We start from the raw sequence: 23,027 nt of genomic DNA on the forward strand, positions 1-23,027 counted from the left end.
GAAAAGCTCGGACATTTTCATGGTTTTCTTATCCTCGATTGTTGCTGTGACCGTCATTTAAAATGAAACAGTTTCTGCTAAAATAACTGACACACTTCACTGGAAATTATCATCCCCACTGTGATGGCCATATCCTCTGCTTCAATTGGCGTTATATCAGACATCTCATGCTTTAACAGGGACGGTAGAACGGCACGATTTCGATAGAAACATACGGCAAGGGGCGGTGGGGAAAGCGACTCCTTCCACACCGCCCCTTTCTCCACACAATTATCTCGGAATCGAGTCTTCAACAATTCTGCTAAGTTAGCGCAACAAGCACAACTTCGTCAATGTGCATAACTATTCGTACGTGCCCTTTCTCTGTTTCAAACGTCGGAATATTCTACTTTTCTTCTATTTTATAAACCTTACTACATCAACCAAAAAAGCAGTCCAATTCACATAAGTTGGACTGCTAGAAACTTGATAATTTAATATTTTTCACTCTTTAACCGAACCCTTACTAAAAAGATACGCCTTTTTTTATTGATGAATTTGCTTAACTCTACCTACTTGACCATCCTCTAGCCGTACCTTAATACCATGGGGATGATTAGGTGATTTAGTTAATAAATCTTTGACAACTCCACGTGTCAACTTGCCACTTCTTTGATCCTGCTTTAGAACAATATCTACTTCTATCCCTTGTTTAATATCATTTCGTTTTTGTCCGTTCATAATAACCCTCCATATTAAATTACTTCAGTAATCATACCATGGGAAAAGAATTTTATACACAAAACCTTTATCACCAAAGAAAAGACAAAAACGTTTGATTGAAAAATTCTGTTAAACGAATAAAATAGTCATTACAATAAAAAAGACACCAAATATGAGGGTGTCTTACGTAGTTTCATATTTCGCTTATCTCCAAGTCTTACTTGCTTATTTATCATATGACGTATGATTTTGGATACTTCCATCTTTTTTATGAATAATCATTTTCGTGCCTTTGTTTTTCGCAATTTCTTCAGCTCGTTGAACAGCTTCTTCTTTATTTTCAAATACATTCGATGCGCGCATAGCATCCTCCGATTTAACAGCCCACCCCTTTTCATGGGCAACAACATGCTCACCCTTTTCCATAAGTTCCGGACCACTTGATTCAGCTTTATTATCGCTGCTACGTAAACTGTTATCAGACATGTTCCTTATTTGGTCAATTTCACTTTTACTAGCTTTTTCATGCCACTCTTTAGCTTGCTCCGTAGCAATAGGAATAGCACGTCCTTCATCATACCCTTCATCAATCATTGCATTGGCAATCTCTATGGCTTTTTTTCGAACAGTTGTATCAAGGTTCTTCAATGAACTAGGATAATCATCCATATCCCACGGCATATTCTCACACTCCTTTTCTTCACAGTTTATTAATGTTTACCTTTCCTAGACATTTATTAAACAATTTTCGTTCGTCAAAATCAGACAAAATCAACCAATATGAAGTTTTCTAAAAAAAATCATGAAAATATTAAATTTTTATTAGAAATGAACTACGTATTGTGTTAGAATTCCTAACATAGGATAATTCAGAGATTTCACACTATTCATTTAGCACACAAATCTCAAAAATTAAAGTAAAGGTGAGGGAAAAGAAATATGACTTATACGAAGGAATCGATTAAGCAGATTGTGAATGAAGAAAATGTAGAATTTGTTCGTTTAGAATTCACTGACATGCTAGGAGATACTAAAAACGTAGAACTTCCAATTGAAGAAATTGACACAGCATTGAATAACGAAGCCATGTTCGATAGTTCTTCTATTTCCGGTTTCTCTGACATTCAAGAAAGCGATATGTATCTTTATCCAGATTTAGATACATTTTTAATCTTACCACAAGCTGTAGACAATGACCGTATCGCTCGTTTTATTTGCGACATTTATACTCCAGAAGGTGAACCTTTTGAAGGAGATCCAAGGTATATTCTAAAAAGGGCTATGCAACAAGCTTCTGATTCAGGCTACACTGTCAACGTTGGTCCGGAGCCAGAATTTTTCCTTTTCAAACTAAATGATGAAGGTTACCCTATTCGTAAAATGAATGACCGTGCTGGCTACTTCGATGCTTCACCGAAGGATAAAGGCGATAATGTACGTCGAGACATTGTTCGTACACTTAAGAAAATTGGTTTCGAAATGGAAGCTTCTCACCATGAAGTAGCTGAAGGTCAGCACGAGATTAACTTCCGTTATGATCAAATGTTAAAAACAGCGGATAATATCCAAACCTTTAAAAATATTGTAAAAGAAGTAGCCACAAATCACCAATATCACGCAACCTTCATGCCAAAACCTGTTACTGGTGGTAATGGATCAGGTATGCACTGTAACCTTTCTTTATTTAAAGGTGGAAATAGTGCCTTTTACGACAACGGGTCCTCTGATGAATTATCAGAAACGATGAAGCACTTTATGGCTGGAATTCTTCACCGTGCAAGTGGTATCGCTGCGATTACCAATCCAAATGTAAACTCTTATAAACGTTTGGTTCCAGGGTATGAAGCCCCTGTAAGTGTCGCATGGTCTCACTCTAACCGCAGCTGTATGATTCGCGTACCAACAACACGTGGAATGGGAACACGCTTTGAAGTACGTAATCCAGATCCTACAGCTAACCCATACTTGACGTTAGCCGTACTCACTCAAGCTGGTCTTGAAGGTATTCGTCACAAAATGGATCCAGGTGAAGCAGAATCTCGTAACCTATACGAAGTAACAGATGATAGTGTTCCAACTTTACCAACCAACTTAAAAGAGGCTCTACAGTCTCTAAAACAAGACGAAGTACTAATGGACGCTCTAGGAGAACATACTTCCAGAGTATATATCGAAGAAAAAGAAGAAGAATGGACAAACTATTCTCTACAAGTAAGTCAATGGGAACTTGACCATTATATGAGTAAATAAAACAAACTAGTATATTCTAAATCCCTCGTGATTCCAACTATCTCCAAATTGAATCACGGGGGATTTTTAAAATTCTATATAATTACTCATCATCATTTGAAATTTTAAGATCACCTTTACTTCGATCTTCTTCTTCTAAATCATTCATTCCATTTGTAAGTTCATCTAATTTATTTTCTAAAGCACTCATGAAATTCATCTTTGAGTCTAAACTTTCTTCATACTCAAAGGATTGACCTATCAAACCTTTCAATTGCTCTTCAAGTTGAGATATAAAGTCTAGTTCTCCACCCTCTTCTGTCACTTCAGCAAAAATCTCCTTTTCCGCTTCTAGTAACTGATTAACCCTTTTATTTAGCGTTTCATTGTTCTCTTGTAGTAATGTGTTGTTTCCTGTTAACTCTTCTATCGTTTCTTCATAAGCACTCTCATTTTCTTTACTTTTATGAATTTCTTGATCCTTTTCTTCTATTTCTAAAAGCACTTGTTTTTCTTTTTCTAATAACTGATTTAGCTTATCATTTAAGTTTTCGTTATAATCATGTAGTAGTGTATTTTCTCCAGTTAACTCCTTGATCGTTTTTTCATATGCATTCTCATTCTCTTTTATTTCTCGAATCTCCTGCTCTTTTTCTTCAACTACCTTAAATGCCTGACTCTTTGCAGCTACTAACTGTGTTATATCTTCATTTAACTTGTCATTGTGCTCTTGTAATAATGTGTTCTCTCCTGTTAACTCTTCTATCGTTTCTTCATATGCATTTTCATTCTCTTTTATTTCTCGAATCTTCTGCTCTTTTTCCTCCATAATTGATCTTACTTGGTCTTCTTTTTCTTCAACTACCTTAAATGCCTGACTCTTTGCAGCTACTAACTGTGTTATATCTTCATTTAACCTATCATTGTGCTCTTGTAGTACTGTGTTCTCTCCTGTTAACTCTTCTATCGTTTCTTCATATGCTTTCTCATTCTCTTTTATTTCCCGAATTTCCTGCTCTTTTTCCTCCATAATTGATCTTACTTGGTCTTCTTTTTCTTCAACTACCTTAAGTGCCTGATTCTTCGCAACTACTAACTGTGTTACATCTTCATTTAACTTGTCATTGTGCTCTTGTAATAATGTGTTCTCTCCTGTTAACTCTTCAATCGTTTTTTCATATACTTTCTCATTCTCTTTTATTTCCAGAATTTCCTGCTCTTTTTCCTCCATAATTGATCTTACTTGGTCTTCTTTTTCCTCGACTACCTTAAATGCCTGACTCTTTGCAGCTACTAACTGTTTTATATCTTCATTTAACTTGTCATTGTGCTCTTGTAATACTGTGTTCTCTCCTGTTAACTCTTCAATCGTTTCTTCATATGCATTTTCATTCTCTTTTATTTCTCGAATCTCCTGCTCCTTTTCCTCGACTACCTTAAATGCCTGATTCTTCGCAGTTACTAACTGTGTTATATCTTCATTTAACTTGCCATTGTGCTCTTGTAATAATGTGTTCTCTCCTGTTAACTCTTCTATCGTTTCTTCATATGCATTTTCATTCTCTTTTATTTCCCGAATTTCCTGCTCTTTTTCCTCGACTACCTTAAATGCCTGACTCTTTGCAGCTACTAACTGTGTTACATCTTTATTTAACTTGTCATTGTGCTCTTGTAATAATGTGTTCTCTCCTGTTAACTCTTCTATCGTTTTTACATATGCTTTCTCATTCTCTTTTATTTCCCGAATTTCCTGCTCTTTTTCCTCCAGACTGGATTCTGTTTGTCTCCTCATTTCCTCTTGTTCTAAGATAATTTGATCTAAGTCACTAATGTGTTCCTTCAACCCTAGTATTTCTTTCTTGTATGCCGTTGTACTTTCATCAGTCTGACTGTTTACTTCATTTAGTTCCTCTTTTAGTTTTTCTACCTGTTCATAAGCATTCACTTTTGCTATTTTTTCTGTTTCATAATATTTTTTCTGATCCTCAAAGTTCTTTTGTAAATGAATATAACTTGCTTGTAATAACGCCGTATCACTTTGCTGTTGAGCTAATCGTTTACGATTTAGGGTCAATTCCTTTTCTATAGTCTTGATCTCACTAAATAAGCTCTGTTTTTGATTTGTTAAATTTGAAATCTTTTCTTCAAGTGAACCTTTTTCTTTTTTTAACCTCTCTTGTGCTTCCTTATAAACGGTAAACTGTTTATCATTCCCCCTTAATCGTTTGTCTAATTCTCCTTTCGCTGCATTGACTTGAATGACTAAATCTTCTTTTTCCTGTATCAAATATTCGTTTTCTGTTTTAAGCTTTTCTAGCAAGGAGTAGTGATAGTTATCCTGATAATCTTTGACTTTATCCTTGTATTTATCTAATTCAGCTTTAAAGTAAATTAGTCTTTGTTGCATTTGTATAGGATCACTTTTCATACCGTTAACCTCCGATAAATACTTTACTTTTCCTAGGCGAATACATACATTATCTGTATGTTTGAACATAGAGATTGTTACTTATAGAAAACCCATATAAAAAGAACTGCCCCATAGCAGTCCTCGACTAATCCTATTCAATATATCTCTTATAAATTCCTATGAACCTCTAATATTGTTGATTTCTTATACATATTCCCTACGATTACAATGTTATCGTTCTTGAAGCATCCTTCTCTGTAACCTAAAGTGTTTATGTCTCGTGAAGTTATTGCTAAAAGGAAAAGCCGCCCAATAAGGACGGCCACTTCTATGGTTTTAAAATTAATTTACCTTTTGTTTTTCTTCCCTGCAATAATTCATGAACACGAGCAGCATCTTCCAAATCGTAAACACCGCCAACCGTTAATTTTAATTTACCTTGATTAACGAGAGATAAAAGTTCTCCCAAACTTTTTTCAAATAAGACCGGTTTTTTCATAATTTGTGGTAGGAAAAAGCCAATAACCGATAAATTACGGTTCATTAATCCAGATGGATACATTTCTGCTGGATTCCCGCTTGCGACTCCGTAAATAACGACTCGTCCAAATGATCGCATACACTTGATCGTTTCGTGAAAAATATCGCCGCCTACCATTTCTAAGGCGATATCGACTCCTTTTCCTCCTGTAGCATCCATGACGATTTCTCGCCAATTTGGGTTTGTATAATTAACAACATGATCTGCTCCTAATTCTTTAGCTAAGGCTAATTTCTCTTCCGTACTCGCTGTTGCAATCACGTTTCCCGCACCAAAATGCTTAGCTAGCTGAACAGCTAAAGACCCAACTCCACCAGCTGCCGCATGCACTAGTACGGTTTCTCCTTGTTCAATCCTCCCCATGGTCGTCAGCAAGTGATAAGCTGTTAATCCTTGCAACGGGAGAGATACAGCAGTTTCATCATCTAACCCATCAGGTAGAGGAATTAACGTATTTGCTTGCGTCGTAACAAACTCAGCATAACCTCCTGATCCCACTAATGTAACAACACGGTCTCCTTTAGAAAACTGATCAACATACTCCCCCACTTCTTCTACTATTCCCGCAACTTCTGCACCAGGAGTAAATGGTAGAGGCGTGGGTATCACATACTCCCCTTGTCGTCTTGCTGTATCCGCGTAATTAACACCTATCGCAGTAACTTTAACTAAAACTTCACCTTGCTTAGGAACCGGACGTTCTACCTGGTTTGTTTGTAGTACATCAGGTCCGCCATATTCCTTAAATTGAACAGCTTTCATAAATGACCCCTCCTTACTTCCCTAAAAATTCAGGCTTGCGTTTTTCTTTGAAAGCTTGAACACCTTCTTTGTGATCATCACTAGACACCATCATTGTTTGAGTTATTCTCTCTTGTTCAAGAATCGTAGCCAGGTCTGAACGTTCTGATTGATCCACTATTTTTTTCATCATCCCTAGAGCTCTACCTGGTCCCTTCGACAACTTCACTGCATAGTTCAATGCCTCTGTTTCAAGATCAGCAAGTGGCACGACACGATTCACTAACCCCCATTCTCGAGCTGTTTCTACAGAAATCGGCTCAGCATTAAACAGTAATTCCTTCGTACGGTAAGGGCCTAAGATCCTTGATAAGAAATAGTGACCTCCTCCATCTGACACTAGACCCACTTGAGCAAAACTTAAAACAAATTTTGTCTCTTCACCAGCAATGATTTGATCACAAGCTAAAGCCAAGTTAAAAGCTGCTCCTGCAGCATAACCATGAACGACAGCCACAACGGGTTTACTTAGATCCTTTATCATAAGAATTAGCTTATTTAACTCCCCAACGTGATCGTATAAATCACTTGCTGTGGATTCCCCACCCATGGTTTTAACATCACCACCAGCTGAGAAAGCGCGTCCAGCACCAGACAACACCACAACTTTAATTTCATTATTATGTTCAGCTTCTAAAATTGCATCTTGAAGCCCTAAAATCATATGGTCTGAAAAAGCATTCAAACGATCCGGCCGATTCAATGTACAAGAAAGCACAGGTCCGTTTACACTTACACTTAAATGATCATTACCTAATTTACCCATTTCTCTCCACTCCCTATTTAAGAAATATAGTGTTTTTCTTCAATCATCACATCTGCAATTGCACGATTACGTTCAATGGAGTCTTCCCATTGATATTCACTTAATAATACAGCGACACTACGCATAGTCCTTATACGTTCTTCTCCTTTCAGTAAACTAGACAATAAAGTGGTAATGGTTTGTTGTACGTTAAGAGTCTTATTTTCAAGAACGGTATATGAAAGCTTAGTCTTGAGTTCAGCCTCAGGATCAGATGATTGAATAGCCTTAATTGTGCGAAGAACAGTAGATTCACTCTCATAAATCGCAATGGCCAAGTCGGCCAAATTCATTAGTATTTCCTGCTCTGTTTGGATAGCGTTTCCGTATATTCGAAAAGCAGCGCCAGCACAAACCAAGTAGAGGTCTTTAAATAAGCGGACGGCCTCTTGCAATTTTTCCAAAGGACCTTCAACGTTTTTATATGTGCCGTTCTTCAAGGATTGTTCTGCTTTTTCCATTAGCGTTTGGGCATCGAATTGATTTTTTGCTGCTTTTTTGAAAAAGGTTCCGGGGATCAACAGTCGATTGATTTCGTTCGTACCTTCAAAGATACGATTGATGCGCGAGTCGCGATACGCTTGCTCAATCGGATATTCTTTAATGAATCCAGCGCCGCCGTGAAGTTGTAATGATTCGTCGGCGATTTCATCTAAAGTCTCTGATCCGGTGATCTTACATATTGCAGATTCTAGGGCATGTTCATTCATAGCCTTTGCGATTGCCTTATGATCGGTTGAATCGTAATAATCACCCAATGCGGATTCAATGTGCCCTGCTGTACGGTACAGTAGTGATTCGGTAGCATACAGTCGTGCAGACATATGGGCAATTTTTTGTTTGGTGGCATTAAATTCAGCAATGGTGTGACCGAATTGCTTACGTTCGGTTATATGTTCTAACGCTAATTGCAAGCAATATTTGGCTGCTCCTGTAGTGGCGAATCCGAGGTTGAATCGCCCTAAGTTTAAGACGTTCAGTGCAATTAAATGACCTTTACCTACTTCACCGAGCAAATTCTCTTTAGGCACTTCACAATCTTCTAATATAACCGAGCAGGTAGAAGAGCCTTTGATACCCATTTTATTTTCTTCAGGACCTATTGATAATCCTCTGAAATTTCGCTCAACGATGAATGCGCTGAAATGTTGACCATCTACTTTTGCGTAGACGATAAAGGTATCTGAGAATGAGGCATTGGTAATGTAAAGTTTGGTTCCATTTAAAATGTAGTGAGTCCCTTCTTTGTTAAGGGTTGCTTTGGTTTTAGATGATAAAGCATCTGAACCTGCGTCTGGTTCTGTTAGGCAATAGGCTCCAATATATTCGCCACTGGCTAACTTAGGTAAATATTTTTCCTTTTGCTGAATTGTACCAAAGTAAGTAATGGGTAAAGTTGCAATACAAGTGTGATTGGAATGAGCCACACTATAGCCACTGGCGTTTCCTAATGCTTCACCTACGATAGCTTTACTAATTTTATCTAGCCCCAAACCGCCATATTGTTCAGGAATACTGTGCCCTAGTAACCCTAACTCTCCAGCATGCTTCATTTTATTTGAGACTAAATTAAAATCTCCTGCTTCTATTTCCTTGCGATATGGATGTATTTCCTGGGAAATAAACTGTCGAGCCGTGTCGGCTATCATTTTATGTTCTTGTGTTCGATCTTCTGGAGTGAAAATGACTTCTGGAAGCACTTCAGATATTAAAAAGTCTCCTCCTTTAACTACACTTTCTACAGGATTCATCTATTCAACCTCCTTAATTTGCCTAGTGGATGGGTCATACTTTCCAATTGTGTGGAGCACACCTTCTTGTGCCACAAACTTAATCTCCTGTTCATCCAACCCAGCTTTAACTAAAACTTCACCAATCCGTGTTGAACGAAGAAGTTGAAACGGTGAGATGGACAGCCCGTTATAAAAAAGAAGGGCAGTTTGCGCTGCGTCAGAGAGTTCAAAGTTTCCCTTTTCTACTAAGTAAGAGATGAGGCTCCCTGCTCCATAAAAATCCTCCATCGTGTAATGACCACTGCTACCTGAACAGACAAGTACGACCGTATCGTCATTGTGATTCTCAATTAAGTGCTTAGCCATTTCTCTATTATTCAATAAAGAAGAGGTGTAAAGGTGATCTGCCTGGCTTGATCGGTTAATGGCAACTGTTCCATTTGTCGTAGAAAGAATTAGATGTTTCCCTTTAACAATCGGGTTTAAATGGGTCCGAAGAGGGTGATGAAACCCTTCGATAGTACGACCTTGATCCTCTCCTGCTAATACATAAGGTTCCTCAAGCGATTTTGCTTTTTCACGAGCTTGAGATTGATCATATACAGCTATTACTGAACTTGCTCCATCAGCTAATGCTGCTGTTATCGTGGAAGTCGCAAAAAGCACATCAAATACTACAGCTACTTTCCCCTTCATTTGTTCTGGCTGAATATCTTCTTTTTTGAAGATGAGTTGAATTTTCCCCATGATTATAGACCCGCCGTTTCTTCTGCATGTTTGATTAAGTTATTTACAAATACATTCATTTGAGCGAATCGCGGATCATTCGTTTGTCCTTTTTTGTAACGGTAGTAGATCTGTTGTATGATGCCAGCTAGCTTGAAATAGGCAAAGGTGACATAGACGTGGATCTGTTCTAAATCACGACCGCTTTTTTCGGCATACTTCTCAAGAAACTCATCCCGAGTATAAAAACCTTCTTGAGCGGTAAGTGGAACTTTACCAAGTCCTGTTTTCAATAATTCAGGGTCGCCACTTTCAATCCAGTAACTCATTGCAGCTCCAACATCTGCTAGAGGATCGCCAACTGTTGTCATTTCCCAGTCAAACAGCCCAACCATGTCAGCTTGTTCATTGAACATGGCATTATTGAGCTTATAGTCATAATGAATAATTGAAGCTTCCATTGAAGACGGGATATTACTTTTAAGCCAATCTTTTAAACGGTCACCTGTGACAACATCATCTGTTCTCGCCTGATCATATCGCTTAATCCAACCATGAATTTGCCTTTCCATAAACCCTTCTGGCTTCACCATATGTTGGAGCTCTGTTTTTTTATAATCAATAGAATGCAGCTCTACCAATCGATCAACCATGGATTCTGAAAGTCGTTTCCCTAGTTCAGGTGATGCTGCTACCTCTTCAGGAAACTTTGTATCAAAGACGAGACCATGCCTTCGTTCCATAATGAAGAATGGTTTCCCTAGTACCTTTCCAGAATCGAATGCATAAGGTTCAGGGGCTAACGGAAATACAGGGTGAAGCGCTTTCAATATTTTGTACTCACGCTCCATGTCATGGGCTTTAGGAGCAACTGGACCCATTGGCGGTCTGCGTAGTACAGCTTCCCAATCTCCAACTTTTAATTGATAAGTTAGATTGGAATGACCTGTACCAAATTGACGGACTTGAAGTGGCGCTTTCGGGAGATTAGAAATATGTTGATGTAAAAAAGTCTCAACCTTCTCAAGGTCCAACTCTTCTCCTTTTCTTACCTCACGTGTATCCTTCGTTTGTTCCATGGTTAGACCTCCTTAATTTGCTGCCATTTGATGAATTTCTAACTGTTTTCTCATAGTAGCGGTCAATGGTTTACTCGCTTGCTTGTCGAAGTCAAACTGAACAATAACCGAGGTGCCTTTTGCTACGAGTTCACCAGAACGTTCCTCATAAATGTCTTGTTCAATGTGGAAGCTTGAGTTCCCCATCTTAATGACCCCACTTTTAATAAGAAGATTCTGACCATAATAGACTTGACGAACAAAGTCACATTTAATGGAAGCTAATATAAAATTCCAATCGTCATCAACAAGTTGAAGATCATTAAAAAATTGAATTCTTGCATCTTCCATATAAATAAAAAAATTATTGTTATTTACATGTCCGAGCAGGTCTGTTTCACAAAACCGCACTGAAATTTGTGTATCGTGCATAGCTTCCCACCCTTTACCTTTTTGCTTTTGAGTTATAACTATAGAAGCCTTTTCCAGTCTTTCGACCGAACTCTCCTGCTTCTACTTTATCGATGATCGTCTGGGACGGCTTATCATTAGGGTCTCCTGACTCTGCATATTTCTGTTGCATTACATAGTAACCAATATCAATTCCTGATAAATCCATTAATTCGAAAGGGCCAATTGGATGGCGAAGCGCTTTTCTGGTAATTTTATCAATATCTTTAAAGTCAGCATAGCCACCTTCATACAAGGACATCGCTTCTTTTTGAATAGCAAAAAGAATACGATTGGCAATAAACCCTGAGATCTCTTTCTGCAAAAGAACAGCCGTCCGGTTCATTTGTTCACATACACCCATTGCAAGTTGAGCAGATTCGTCGGAAGTGTGCTCTCCTTTAACGACCTCAACACAATCCATCACAAGGGGCGGAAAGAAAAAGTGCATATTACAAACATTACCTGGTCGGCTAGTAGCGTCAGCTAAGAGTGAGCTTACGATTGTTGATGAATTTGTAGCCAACACCGCGTGCCTTGGCGCAACTTCATCTATTTTTGTGAAAACTTCTCGCTTTACGTCTAATTTTTCAACGACTGCTTCAATAACAAGATCAGCTTCACCAGCAGCCTCACGCATATCCGTTGTATAATGAATTCTTTCAAAAGCAAGGTCTCGTTCTTCTACAGAAAGCTTATCTTTGCTTACCCATTTATCCATAATATCCTTAAGCTTAACTTTAGCGTGGTGTAAGGAATCTTCACTAATATCTTGTAAACTCGTCTGATAACCACCAAGGGCACTAAGCATTGCAATCTGATGGCCCATTGCCCCTGCACCTACAACCGCTATATTTTGAACATTCATCATATCTCCTCCTCAATCATTTCTCTATCGCCAATCGCATCGGTTAAGAGTTCCTATGACCATTAACAAGACGCGTGCATCCCTCCATCTACAACAAGAACATCCCCTGTGACGTAATTGGATGCATTTGATGCAAGAAATAAAGCCGCACCTTTTAAATCTTCTTCACTCCCAAATCTTCCAAGGGGCGTACGATCTAGTATGAATTCTCCCCCTTGTTCAAGAAGCCCTTTTGACATTTTAGTAGGGAAAAATCCCGGTGCTAGTGCGTTCACTTGAATATTTTTTTCTCCCAACTTCAAGGCAAGATCTTTAGTAAAGGTGACTACGGCTCCCTTGCTTGCATTATAGCCAATGGTATCCATGAAGCGAGGATCAGTTCCTCCAAGTCCGGCAACTGAAGCAATGTTAATAATTTTTCCTGATTCCTGTTCAACCATCACTTCACCTACTTTTTGCGACATTAGAAACGTTCCGGTGACGTTGACATTCATAACCTTTTGGAAAGCTTCTAACGGCATTTCTAAAGCCGGTGCTCCCCAAGTAGCTCCACTATTATTAACTAATATATCGATGCTGTTGAATTCTTCAAGAGTTTGGTCAATAACTTGTTGAACATCCTCAGGATTCGTGATATCACAACCCAAGGCTAGCGTTTGGATTCCAAGATTATTTTCTAAACGTTCCGCTACTATTTCACATGCTTCTTTTTTCCGAGAACATAAAACAACATTCGCACCAGCTTCCGCTAAACCTTCAGCAATCTGTTCCCCTAAACCACGGCCGCCTCCCGTAATAATTGCGGTTTTTCCTTTTAAATTAAATAGTTCCATAACGTTCAAAATGATCACTCCTTATATTTAGATAGCTCTAGTTTAGCAATTTGCCTGCGGTGAACTTCATCAGGGCCGTCCGCTAATCTCAGTGTCCTTGAGTTAGCCCATTGTGCTGCAAGAGTGAAATCCTCACTTACACCAGCTGCTCCATGAGCTTGAATTGCCCGATCAATCACTTTAAGCGCCATATTTGGAGCAACAACTTTAATCATTGCAATTTCTGTTTTAGATGCTTTATTTCCAACAGTGTCCATCATGTATGCTGCTTTTAATGTAAGAAGTCTTGCCTGTTCAAGCTCAATTCTAGAATCAGCAATCCACTCTTGGATTACACCCTGTTCAGCGAGTGGCTTATGAAACGCGATACGATTTTCCACACGCACACACAAATCTTCAAGCGCACGTTCGGCTGCTCCAATAAGACGCATACAATGATGAATGCGACCCGGTCCAAGCCTACCTTGGGCAATTGCAAAACCTTTTCCCTCATCCCAAATCATATTGGTTGCAGGAACCCTGACATTTTCAAAATCTATCTCTCCATGGCCATGAGGGGCATGGTCGTAACCAAAAACTGAGAGCATTCGTTTAATTGAAACGCCTGGTGTGTCTAAAGGTACTAGAATCATAGATTGTTGCTCATATTTAGTGGCTTCAGTATCGCTCTTCCCCATAAAAATTGCTATCTCACAGCGAGGATCACCAGCTCCAGAAGACCACCATTTCCGTCCGTTAATAACATACTCATCTCCATCTCGTTCAATCCGTGCCTCTACATTCGTCGCATCAGACGAGGCTACATCAGGCTCCGTCATAGAAAAGCAAGAGCGAATCTCTCCTTCTAGAAGTGGCTTCAACCATTTTTCTCTTTGTTCATCACTTCCATATCGTGACAACACTTCCATATTTCCTGTATCCGGTGCATTGCAATTAAAAATTTCAGGGGCAATTAACGATCGCCCCATGATTTCACAAAGTGGAGCATACTCTAAGTTCGTCAATCCAGCTCCATATGTAGCATCCGGATGAAACAAATTCCATAGTCCTTGCTCCTTAGCTTTAACTTTTAACTCTTCCAAAATCGGCGGTATCTCTGTCCATCTTGATTGCTGAGCATTTAACTGCTCCTCGTATATCTTTTCATTAGGATAAATTTGTTCGCTCATAAAATCATTAAGTTTTCGTTGGTACTCTTTAACTTTCTCTGAGTAGTCAAAATTCAATTGATCGTACTCCTTTCCCGCTCAATAACATACCAAATGGTTAGTATGTATATATTCTATTTTATACCGACAATTCTGAAAATTCAAGTGATAACTGAATACTTATTCATTTCAAGAGGGTGTTCACCGTTGCATTACATATCGTTAAATAATAAAGTCGGAATAAAGCAAATTCCAAGTTTAACTGCATCACCTTTTACTGTTTTATTTACTGTGGATTAAGTAAAACTCCAAATAATGGCTACCCCTAGAGAAATTAATAGTATCAGCAACACTTGCAAACATATTCCAACGATACTACATATCTTTCCACCCATTGCCATCCCTCGATAATTTTCACTAGTATCCGTGATTTTTAATGTTTTATTGGCATAGGAAAGACCTAATATACCTAGAATCAAACCCATGAGCGGAAATAAAATCGATAAAACCCCAAGAATAATAGAAGCTTTTGCAGAACTATCCTCATCATTCATTACGCTGCTCCCTTCTTGTTCTTCGACGATGTGTAAACAACCTCGCTTTATAAATCTTCTTACACTCTTTTCTATATATCTTCTTAAAACCCTTCCACGATATAAAACACAAAAGAGCCTTATTCAATAAAGATAAGGCTCTCGTTGCTCATTTTATACTTTGTTACCTACATATTCATCTAAGGTAATATTAGATTTTTCAGCAAGAGTTTTTCCTAGTTGTTCATCGGCATGGTAGAAATTCGCTATTTGACGACCTACAATACTGCGATCCTCAATCTGATCGAAATCCATCATTACATTACGGATTAACGCGTTTTTCTTATCCTCATCAAAGCTTCGATAAATCCTACCGGCCTGACCAAAGTAGTTTGGTTTATCAATAACTTCGCGGCCCGCATCACCTTGTATCGGCTGAGCTGGATCCTTGTAGCCATCAACAGGTGCTGGTTCACCATCTCTACTATTTGGCTCATAGTTTGTATGACGAACACCTGAGTCTCTACCCATAAACCCATCCTGCTGGTTATTGTTCACCTCTACTTTTGGACGGTTAATTGGCAATTGTTGATAGTTCGGTCCAACACGATGACGCTGAGTATCTGAATAAGAGAATAGACGTCCTTGTAGAAGTTGGTCTTCAGAAGGAAGCATGCCAGGTACAAGCACTCCTGGATTAAAACCAACCTGCTCGGTCTCCTCGAAGAAATTATCTACGTTTTTATTTAACGTCATAGTTCCGACAAGCTCCCAAGGAATATCTTCTTCTAACCAATCCTTCGTAGCATCCAGTGGATTAAAGTCAAAGTCATTCAGTTCATCTGGACGTAAAACTTGTACATAAAGATCCCATTCAGGATAATCACCTTTTTCAATAGCATTGTACAAGTCTACGGAAGCATGGTTAAAGTCTTTACCTTGAACTTCTTGAGCAGCATCAGGAGTTAAGTTTTTCATCCCCTGCTTAGTTTCCCAGCGAAGTTTCACATAGAATGTTTCTCCTTGTGCATTATACCATTTGAAAGCATGAACACTAGATCCACGCATGTTTCGGTAAGTGGCAGGAATCCCTTCGTCTGTAAAAAGGTGAAGCATCATATTAGTAGTTTCTGGAGAAAGGGACATGAAATCCCAATAGCGGGCCGGATCCTGAACATTTGTTATTGGATCTGGCTTTAAAGAATGAATAACATCTGGGAATTTAATTGCATCACGAATAAAGAACACAGGAAGAGTATTACCTACGAAATCATAGTTCCCTTCATCTGTGTAAAACTTAACTGAAAAACCACGTGGGTCCCGAGCTGTTTCAGGGGAGTGCTTTCCGTGAATTACGGTTGAGAAACGAGTAAAAAGAGGCGTTTCTTTCCCTGCTTCCTGTAGGAAATCTGCTGTTGTATATTTACTCATACTATTCTTCGTAATGAAGACACCGTGAGCTCCGGCACCACGTGCATGAACAACACGCTCGGGTATACGTTCACGATCGAAGTGAGCGATTTTTTCGATCATTTGATAGTCTTCGATAAGTATGGGGCCATTTCTACCTGCAGTTCTTGAGTTCTGGTTATCAGAAATAGGTACACCTTGATTGGTCGTCATACGCTTCTTATTGTTTTGATCTGACATAATACCCTCTCTTTCATAGGAAAAGTAGATTTGCCCATAACAAGTCAATAGACCCATCAGGACTATAGTAAGTAAATACCCCACAAAAAACATGACAAAACTACTTTTTACTGATTATTATCTGAAAACCGTTAGAATTTTTTCAATAATACTGCCCATCCCTTTTATATGGATAATTGCGACTAACTTCTTTCTTGTATAATTGATAAGCACTTTGTAAGACAGCTATTTGTTAAAGTGGTAAGCTATTGAAATTGGAGGAGGAATACTTATGAAAATTTTTGACGAATATATATTGCCATCGGGCGTTGAATTAAAAAATCGCGTCCTAATGGCACCTATGACAAACTTTTTATCAAATGAGGACGGTTCAGTTTCCCTTAAGGAACTTGACTACTATGCTCGTCGTTCCGGCGGCGTTGGAGCAGTCCTAACCGCATGCGCCAATGTTAACGCCCAAGGAAAAGGATTTGAAGGTGAAATCGGTATCGATCGAGATGAACTGATCCCTGGTTTAAGAAAGTTAGCTGCTAGCATTCATGAACAAGGCTCAAAAGCGATCATCCAAATTTATCACGGGGGTCGCATGTGCCCACCCCACCTTGTACCTGATAACGATACGGTCAGTGCAAGCGCAATTCCCGCTGAGCGTGAAGGAGCAAAAACTCCACGCGCAATGACGGAAGATGAAATCGAACAAACGATTATTGATTTTGGTGAATCCACACGTCGTGCAATTGAAGCAGGATTTGATGGCGTTGAAATTCACGGTGCGAATACCTATTTGCTTCAACAGTTTTTTTCTCCCCATTCCAATCGTCGCAACGACCAATGGGGTGGAGATGTTCAAGATCGTATGAATTTTCCACTTGCTGTAGTAGAATCCGTAAAAAAAGCAGTCACAGTTCATGCGGACAAACCATTTATTATCGGCTATCGTCTATCTCCAGAAGAACGCGAACAACCAGGTATTACAATCGATGATACCTTACAGTTTGCAGATGTGCTAGCAACACAAGATCTAGACTACCTACACATTTCTCTGTCAAAATTCGAACAAAGTTCAATGAGAGATGCGAATGCGACAACGCCAGTAATTAAACAAATCCAGCACCGAGTGGGTCACCAAGTTCCCGTAATGGGCGTTGGTTCACTTTACACTGCTGAACAAGTGGAACAATCCCTAGAAACCGTTCCACTCGTTTCCCTAGGCCGAGAACTTTTAATTGATCCCGACTGGATACAGAAAGTTAAAAGCGAAGAATCCGTACAGACAAAGATGGATCCAGAAAAAAAGGAAGAAGTTATCATACCTGAACCTATGTGGACTAATATTATGAGTGTTCCAAACTGGATTCCTGTGAAAGAATAAAAACAAGCCTGCTTAATTGCTACTTTAGCAAAAGAGCAGGCTTGTATTTTAAAAACTTTTGCTTAATCTGATGATCTAACCAAAGGTTTCCAAATGGAATAAAAGCAACCACAATAGCACTAACAATCCACTTCAACGACCAGCGGATCTTCAATGTCGTGTACGCTATAATTAGTAGATACGCTATAAACAAAAACCCATGTAGAGCTCCAACAACACTTACCACTTCAGGAATTCCCACTAAATATTTTAAAGGCATCGCTATCAATACCAAAAGTAGAAGCGATCCCCCTTCTATTAATCCCGCAATCCGAAAGCCTTGCATAGGTTTAAGTTTCATACAATTGAACCTCCCTCTTAACTCTCAAAACTATAAATTAACATAGACCGAAATATTTTGTGGTGCGATAATAAAAAGAAGACCCCGGTCCCCATCCTATTAATAAGCAAAACCGAAAGAGAGTGATGCTTTATAAAAAGAAATATGACACCAGAACATATCCAACTCGAAGTGCTTCACACCCGCATGCTCCAGGATCATTTTAAACGAAGCGATATCCAAACACAATTGCTCAAACAGTCAGCCGGCCATTTTGGAGAAACAACCACCGATCATTTCCTTCAATATATCACTCAAGAAAACTACCACGTAATGCTAGACCTCCAGCTATTTGATGGGATCAGCTATTTTCAAATTGATGCTTTAGTTGTGACGAGAGAATTTTTGCTCATCCTTGAAGTAAAGAACTTCAAAGGGGAGCTGACTTTTGATTTTGACCATAATCAATTATTTCGGAAAATTGATGATCATCAAGATATCTTTCCAGATCCATTTTTGCAGGTTGAGCATCAATCTTTGCAGTTAACTCGCTGGCTTGGAAGATACGATTTTCCAGAAGTACCGATTCATTCGTTTGTGGTAATTACAAATCCTAAAACAGTGATCAAAACCCAAGGCAGTGATTTAAACGACAGGAAAAATAGGATTGTTCGTGCAAAACGCATCATTCCTGCTATCTATGAATTTGCCTTCTCCACTAACCACCGAGAGTTTTTCAAAGAGGATGAAATGTCGGAACTTGTTTCCCGATTGAAAACTGAAAACACTCCTTATCAGAAATTAGTAATGGAAAAATACGCTCTCTCTATGAATGATTTAATTATGGGAGTTCAATGCGAAAATTGTTCTCGTTTTCGAATGGATCGCAGGCGAGAGCATTGGTTATGCCCTCATTGTGGGATGAAATCGAAGAACGCTCATTTGCGGACTCTGAAGGATTATCAGGTTTTATTCGGCAATGAGATTACAAATGCAGAATTTAGGAGGTTTGCCTGTTTAAGATCACGAAAAGTAGCTTGGCGTTTACTTTCGGATACCTTCCCTCTTAAATCAGGCTCCACAAAAGATTGCAAATACATTATAAATTGGGATAGGGAACAATAATTAGCTGTTAGGGAACAATCTTAATGAGATAGGGAACGATTATTTAGAGTTAGGGAACAATAATCAACAGTTAGGGAATAATCCTAGCTAGATAAGGAACAAAGGAACAATTAGCTCATCCCCCTTACCTCCCACCTCCCGCCGGAAACACAAAAAAAGAAGGAGAAGCAATTTGCTTCCCCTCCCCTTAAATATTATCGAATCTGTCCATTACCCTTCATCAAGAACTTCACTGTAGTTAGAGCCGGCAGTCCCATCGGTCCACGAGCATGCAACTTCTGCGTGGAAATTCCGATTTCTGCACCAAATCCTAGCGCTCCCCCATCAGTGAAGCGAGTAGATGCATTGTGATAAATAGCTGCTGCATCAACAAGGCTTAAAAATGTTCGAGCATTATCAGCATTTTCAGTTACGATCGCTTCAGAGTGTTTCGTGCCATAAACTTCGATATGAGCAATTGCTTCAGATAAGTCACTCACCGTTTTTACAGCAATATCTGTACTTAAATATTCATTAGCCCAATCATCTTCTTCTGCAAGAACTGAACCAGGAATAACGCTCATAACTTTTTCGTCACCATGGACGTGAATTCCAGCCTCTTGCAATGCTTCAACTAATACCGCACTATTTTTCTCAAGCCAGTCTTCGTGAACAATTAGCGTTTCAGCAGCATTACAAACTGCCGGACGATGCGTTTTTGAATTGACAAGAATGTTGATTGCTTTCTCTACATCAGCTTCTTTATCTACATAAACGTGACAATTACCAACGCCTGTCTCAAGAACAGGAACCGTTGCATTTTCAACAACAGCCTTAATCAGTTTGCCGCCACCACGAGGAATCAATACATCAATATGCTCTTTCATAGTGAAAAGTTGATTTGTAGCTTTACGATCTGTACTTGCAATAAACTGAACCGCTTCTTGAGGAATCTTTGTTTCAGCTAAAGCTTTGTGCATGACTTCAACAATCGCATTATTTGAGTTAATCGCAGAAGATCCGCCTTTTAGCACAATCGCGTTTCCAGATTTCAGTGCAAGACCTGTAGCATCCACAGTCACATTAGGACGGGCTTCGTAGATCATACCAATTACGCCGAGAGGTACAGTGATTTGTTCAACTTGAAGGCCATTGTCTAACGTCCAATCTGAAAGAATGTTCCCTGTTGGATCTTCAAGCTTCGCTACTTCACGTAAACCGCTAGCAAAATCGGCAATACGATCTTTCGATAGAGATAAACGATCCATAAACGCATCAGAAAACCCTTGCTCTTTTCCGTTCGCTAGATCTTTCTCGTTTGCCTGTAAGATTGTTTCATAGTCTTTCTCCAATACATCTGCTATATGATTTAATGCTTCATTTTTTTCACTTTCTGAAAGTACCAAAAGTTTCTTTGAAGCTTTTTTAGCTTTGATCGCTTGTTCCTCAACGTTCACATTACTTTTTGTAAGTGTCATCCAAGACCTCCTATAAAATTTGGGTGCTCACCCGATGTGGGAGCATAATAGCTTTGGTTTTCAAATTCGTTTCGCTAACAGGTCTTCCGTTCCTTACACACCAACTGGTAGCTTTACTTCTAGATTGCAGACTAAGTCTTTACTATCTATTGCTGCCTTTTCATAAGACTCTAGTTCTGGATCTGTAAGTCCAATCATTTGTTCCAACTGCTTTGATGAGTAATTGACTATTCCAAGACCAATCTCTTCTCCTGTTAAATCATTAATATGAACAACGGCACCTTTCTTAAAACGGCCATTTACGTGGTGTACGTTCATTGGTAATAGACTTTCTTTCATATCAACAATGGTTTTGCGGGCACGGTGGTCGATGGTAATTTCACCTTCTGGTCCGGAGTTAAAGGCAATCCACTGTTTCTTTTGATCCAAGTCTTCAATTACTGAAGTTGGTTCAAAGTAAGTTCCTACTGCGTTTCTATAGACGGCATCATAGACAATTTGATCTGTACCTGCTTTTCCTAAGAAGGAAGAAATGCCTGAAGCCATCGCAATCTTAAAGGCATCAAGTTTCGACTTCATTCCTCCTGTACCTACAGAGCTGCCTGGATCTCCAGCTGCTGCTTCGATTTCCGGAGTAATTTCGTGGACTGTATCGAGAAGTTGAGCATCCTCATTTTTTCTAGGATCCGCATCGTATAGTCCGTCAATGTCTGAAAGGATAATCAATTCGTCTGCTTCAACTAGTCCAGCAACCTTCGCGGATAGCGTATCGTTGTCACCGAATTTTAGTCGATCTACAGTAATCGTATCGTTCTCGTTAACAATTGGAATAATTCCGCGTTCCAATAAAACATTGATCGTATTTCGCGCATTGTTATAACGGTCTTCATCAGAAAAGTCGCTGCGCGTAATTAAGATTTGGGATCCCATATAGCCATGAGATAGGAATAAATCAGAATAAGATTCCATTAGTAAACCTTGGCCAATAGATGCTGCTGCTTGTTTTTCGGGTAAAGATTCTGGGCGTGTCAAACAACCTAATTTACGGTAGCCTGCTGCTACTGCCCCTGAGGAGACTAACAATACTTCGTGACCATCGTCTTTAAGACGTACGACTTCATCTACTAGTTTTTCAAGCTTACGGCGACTGATTTCCCCGTGAAGACTTGTTAATGAACTGCTGCCGATTTTAATAACTACACGTTTATTGTTCGTGTCGTTAACCAATGTACCACTCCTATTTCCACTTTTTATTCTATGAGTTTGTTCATAATTTATTTAGATAAAGCTACAGTAAGACTCACTTCAATTATTGTGAGTTTAATAGAGTCATACTGCTAATATGCAATGCTTATTTTGATCCAACAAGTAATCCTTCTAATTCTTTACTCATTTCTTTCGAACGACTAGCTGCACCTTTAATTGCATCAGAAATTGCTTCTCCTCCACCGGACTGATGAAGAGCTTCAAGACCAGCGGCTGTTGTTCCATTTGGTGAAGTAACATTTTCTCTTAGTTCAGTTGGACTTTCATCACGTTCAAGCATCATTTTAGCTGCTCCTAGTAATGTTTGTGCACCAATTTCACGTAATGTTTCACGATCCATACCTTCTGCATTTCCAGTTTCTTCGATATTTTCCATTAAATAATAGAAATAAGCTGGACCGCTTCCGGCGATTCCTGTGAAGACATCCATATTTTCTTCATCGATAACAAATACTTTACCGATTGATTGTAGTAATTCTTTTGCAACAATTACGTTATCCATTTGTGTATATTGACCTGGACAAATAGCTGTTGCTGATTCTCTTAACATGCTTGATGTGTTAGGCATTACGCGAATCACTTGTTGTTTATCGTTCAATCGCTCTTCCATATAAGAGGTGGAAATACCGGCTAGAACAGAAACAAGAACTTGGTTTGGGGTGATTTTATATTTTAAATCTTCAAGTACCGCATCAATATCCTTTGGCTTCATAGCCAAAATGAATTGATCTACTTCAGAATAGTTTAAGTCATCTTTTAAGACGGTGCGTACACCATATTTATTTTGAATCTCGTTTAAACGATCTTGATTTTGTCTGTTTGTGACAATTATTTGTTGAGCAGGAATGTTTCCAGATTCAACCATTCCAGAAATCATAGCTTCAGCCATTGAACCTGCACCTAGAAAAGCAATCGTCTGTTTTATCATTTGAGTGACATCTCTCCCGTTCGTATTTTTTGTTCGCTTCTTACAACACGTGTTTCATCATAACACTAGTGAA

21 protein-coding genes are annotated in these 23,027 nt (G+C 39.0%); 3 read left to right on the top strand and 18 right to left on the bottom strand.

What is annotated here, in order from left to right; all coding sequences use genetic code 11:
* Window positions 1-525: 525 nt before the first annotated feature.
* A complete protein-coding gene (locus ACFQIC_RS08665) occupies window positions 526-720 on the bottom strand; it encodes a YwbE family protein (protein ID WP_204709862.1) in 195 nt (64 codons plus the stop codon).
* Window positions 721-927: 207 nt separating this feature from the next.
* Window positions 928-1,383: a DUF2188 domain-containing protein gene (locus ACFQIC_RS08670; RefSeq protein WP_204709860.1), complete on the bottom strand. Its 456-nt coding sequence runs from the start codon at window positions 1,381-1,383 to the stop codon at window positions 928-930.
* A gap of 258 nt (window positions 1,384-1,641) precedes the next feature.
* On the opposite strand from ACFQIC_RS08670, the gene glnA reads away from it, so the two are divergent.
* Window positions 1,642-2,952 carry a type I glutamate--ammonia ligase gene (glnA, locus tag ACFQIC_RS08675; protein WP_204709858.1) on the top strand — a complete coding sequence of 437 codons (1,311 nt, stop codon included), beginning with the start codon at window positions 1,642-1,644 and terminating at the stop codon, window positions 2,950-2,952.
* A gap of 82 nt (window positions 2,953-3,034) precedes the next feature.
* On the opposite strand, the gene ACFQIC_RS08680 is transcribed toward glnA, so the two are convergent.
* From ACFQIC_RS08680 to ACFQIC_RS08735, 12 genes are all read right to left on the bottom strand, one after another.
* A complete protein-coding gene (locus tag ACFQIC_RS08680) occupies window positions 3,035-5,359 on the bottom strand; it encodes a coiled-coil domain-containing protein (protein ID WP_204709849.1) in 2,325 nt (774 codons plus the stop codon).
* A 310-nt stretch (window positions 5,360-5,669) separates the two neighbouring features.
* Window positions 5,670-6,644, bottom strand: a complete 975-nt coding sequence (locus tag ACFQIC_RS08685) for a quinone oxidoreductase family protein (RefSeq protein WP_204709847.1) — start codon at window positions 6,642-6,644, stop codon at window positions 5,670-5,672.
* A 13-nt stretch (window positions 6,645-6,657) separates the two neighbouring features.
* Window positions 6,658-7,449: an enoyl-CoA hydratase/isomerase family protein gene (locus ACFQIC_RS08690; protein ID WP_204709845.1), complete on the bottom strand. Its 792-nt coding sequence runs from the start codon at window positions 7,447-7,449 to the stop codon at window positions 6,658-6,660.
* Between the two features lie 17 nt (window positions 7,450-7,466).
* The gene (locus tag ACFQIC_RS08695; protein ID WP_204709843.1) at window positions 7,467-9,239 is read right to left on the bottom strand and encodes an acyl-CoA dehydrogenase family protein; all 1,773 of its coding nucleotides are present in this window, start codon (window positions 9,237-9,239) and stop codon (window positions 7,467-7,469) included.
* On the bottom strand, window positions 9,240-9,968 hold the full coding sequence (locus ACFQIC_RS08700) for a 2-phosphosulfolactate phosphatase (RefSeq protein WP_204709834.1): 729 nt from the start codon (window positions 9,966-9,968) through the stop codon (window positions 9,240-9,242).
* Between the two features lie 2 nt (window positions 9,969-9,970).
* Window positions 9,971-11,026, bottom strand: a complete 1,056-nt coding sequence (locus ACFQIC_RS08705) for a phosphotransferase family protein (RefSeq protein ID WP_204709832.1) — start codon at window positions 11,024-11,026, stop codon at window positions 9,971-9,973.
* A 12-nt stretch (window positions 11,027-11,038) separates the two neighbouring features.
* The gene (locus tag ACFQIC_RS08710) at window positions 11,039-11,437 is read right to left on the bottom strand and encodes an acyl-CoA thioesterase (protein WP_204709830.1); all 399 of its coding nucleotides are present in this window, start codon (window positions 11,435-11,437) and stop codon (window positions 11,039-11,041) included.
* A 13-nt stretch (window positions 11,438-11,450) separates the two neighbouring features.
* Window positions 11,451-12,323 (bottom strand): 3-hydroxyacyl-CoA dehydrogenase family protein, encoded by an 873-nt coding sequence (locus tag ACFQIC_RS08715; RefSeq protein WP_204709828.1) that lies wholly within the window; start codon window positions 12,321-12,323, stop codon window positions 11,451-11,453.
* Window positions 12,324-12,385: 62 nt separating this feature from the next.
* On the bottom strand, window positions 12,386-13,165 hold the full coding sequence (locus ACFQIC_RS08720) for an SDR family oxidoreductase (protein WP_204709826.1): 780 nt from the start codon (window positions 13,163-13,165) through the stop codon (window positions 12,386-12,388).
* 5 nt (window positions 13,166-13,170) lie between these two features.
* Window positions 13,171-14,382: an acyl-CoA dehydrogenase family protein gene (locus ACFQIC_RS08725; protein WP_204709824.1), complete on the bottom strand. Its 1,212-nt coding sequence runs from the start codon at window positions 14,380-14,382 to the stop codon at window positions 13,171-13,173.
* Between the two features lie 218 nt (window positions 14,383-14,600).
* Window positions 14,601-14,858 carry a DUF4190 domain-containing protein gene (locus tag ACFQIC_RS08730; protein ID WP_204709815.1) on the bottom strand — a complete coding sequence of 86 codons (258 nt, stop codon included), beginning with the start codon at window positions 14,856-14,858 and terminating at the stop codon, window positions 14,601-14,603.
* A gap of 153 nt (window positions 14,859-15,011) precedes the next feature.
* A complete protein-coding gene (locus ACFQIC_RS08735) occupies window positions 15,012-16,487 on the bottom strand; it encodes a catalase (RefSeq protein WP_204709813.1) in 1,476 nt (491 codons plus the stop codon).
* A gap of 271 nt (window positions 16,488-16,758) precedes the next feature.
* Here ACFQIC_RS08735 and ACFQIC_RS08740 point away from each other — a divergent pair, with 271 nt between their 5' ends.
* On the top strand, window positions 16,759-17,859 hold the full coding sequence (locus ACFQIC_RS08740) for an NADH-dependent flavin oxidoreductase (RefSeq protein ID WP_204709811.1): 1,101 nt from the start codon (window positions 16,759-16,761) through the stop codon (window positions 17,857-17,859).
* Window positions 17,860-17,878: 19 nt separating this feature from the next.
* On the opposite strand, the gene ACFQIC_RS08745 is transcribed toward ACFQIC_RS08740, so the two are convergent.
* Window positions 17,879-18,199, bottom strand: coding sequence for a DUF3817 domain-containing protein (locus tag ACFQIC_RS08745; protein WP_204709809.1), 321 nt, complete (start codon window positions 18,197-18,199; stop codon window positions 17,879-17,881).
* A gap of 144 nt (window positions 18,200-18,343) precedes the next feature.
* On the opposite strand from ACFQIC_RS08745, the gene ACFQIC_RS08750 reads away from it, so the two are divergent.
* Entirely contained in the window at window positions 18,344-19,303 is a 960-nt protein-coding gene (locus ACFQIC_RS08750) for a nuclease-related domain-containing protein (protein ID WP_204709807.1), read from the top strand.
* A gap of 194 nt (window positions 19,304-19,497) precedes the next feature.
* Here the strand turns inward: ACFQIC_RS08750 and ACFQIC_RS08755 are convergent, their stop codons facing one another.
* The 3 genes from ACFQIC_RS08755 to proC all read right to left on the bottom strand — a co-directional run bounded on the left by ACFQIC_RS08755 (window position 19,498) and on the right by proC (window position 22,954).
* The gene (locus ACFQIC_RS08755; RefSeq protein ID WP_204709805.1) at window positions 19,498-20,760 is read right to left on the bottom strand and encodes a glutamate-5-semialdehyde dehydrogenase; all 1,263 of its coding nucleotides are present in this window, start codon (window positions 20,758-20,760) and stop codon (window positions 19,498-19,500) included.
* Window positions 20,761-20,853: 93 nt separating this feature from the next.
* Window positions 20,854-21,987 (bottom strand): glutamate 5-kinase, encoded by a 1,134-nt coding sequence (gene proB, locus ACFQIC_RS08760; protein WP_204709803.1) that lies wholly within the window; start codon window positions 21,985-21,987, stop codon window positions 20,854-20,856.
* A gap of 124 nt (window positions 21,988-22,111) precedes the next feature.
* The gene (gene proC / locus ACFQIC_RS08765; RefSeq protein WP_204709801.1) at window positions 22,112-22,954 is read right to left on the bottom strand and encodes a pyrroline-5-carboxylate reductase; all 843 of its coding nucleotides are present in this window, start codon (window positions 22,952-22,954) and stop codon (window positions 22,112-22,114) included.
* Window positions 22,955-23,027: the final 73 nt, after the last annotated feature.

It is taken from the genome of Halobacillus seohaensis (assembly GCF_042663045.1).
Classification (GTDB): domain Bacteria; phylum Bacillota; class Bacilli; order Bacillales; family Halobacillaceae; genus Halobacillus_A; species Halobacillus_A seohaensis.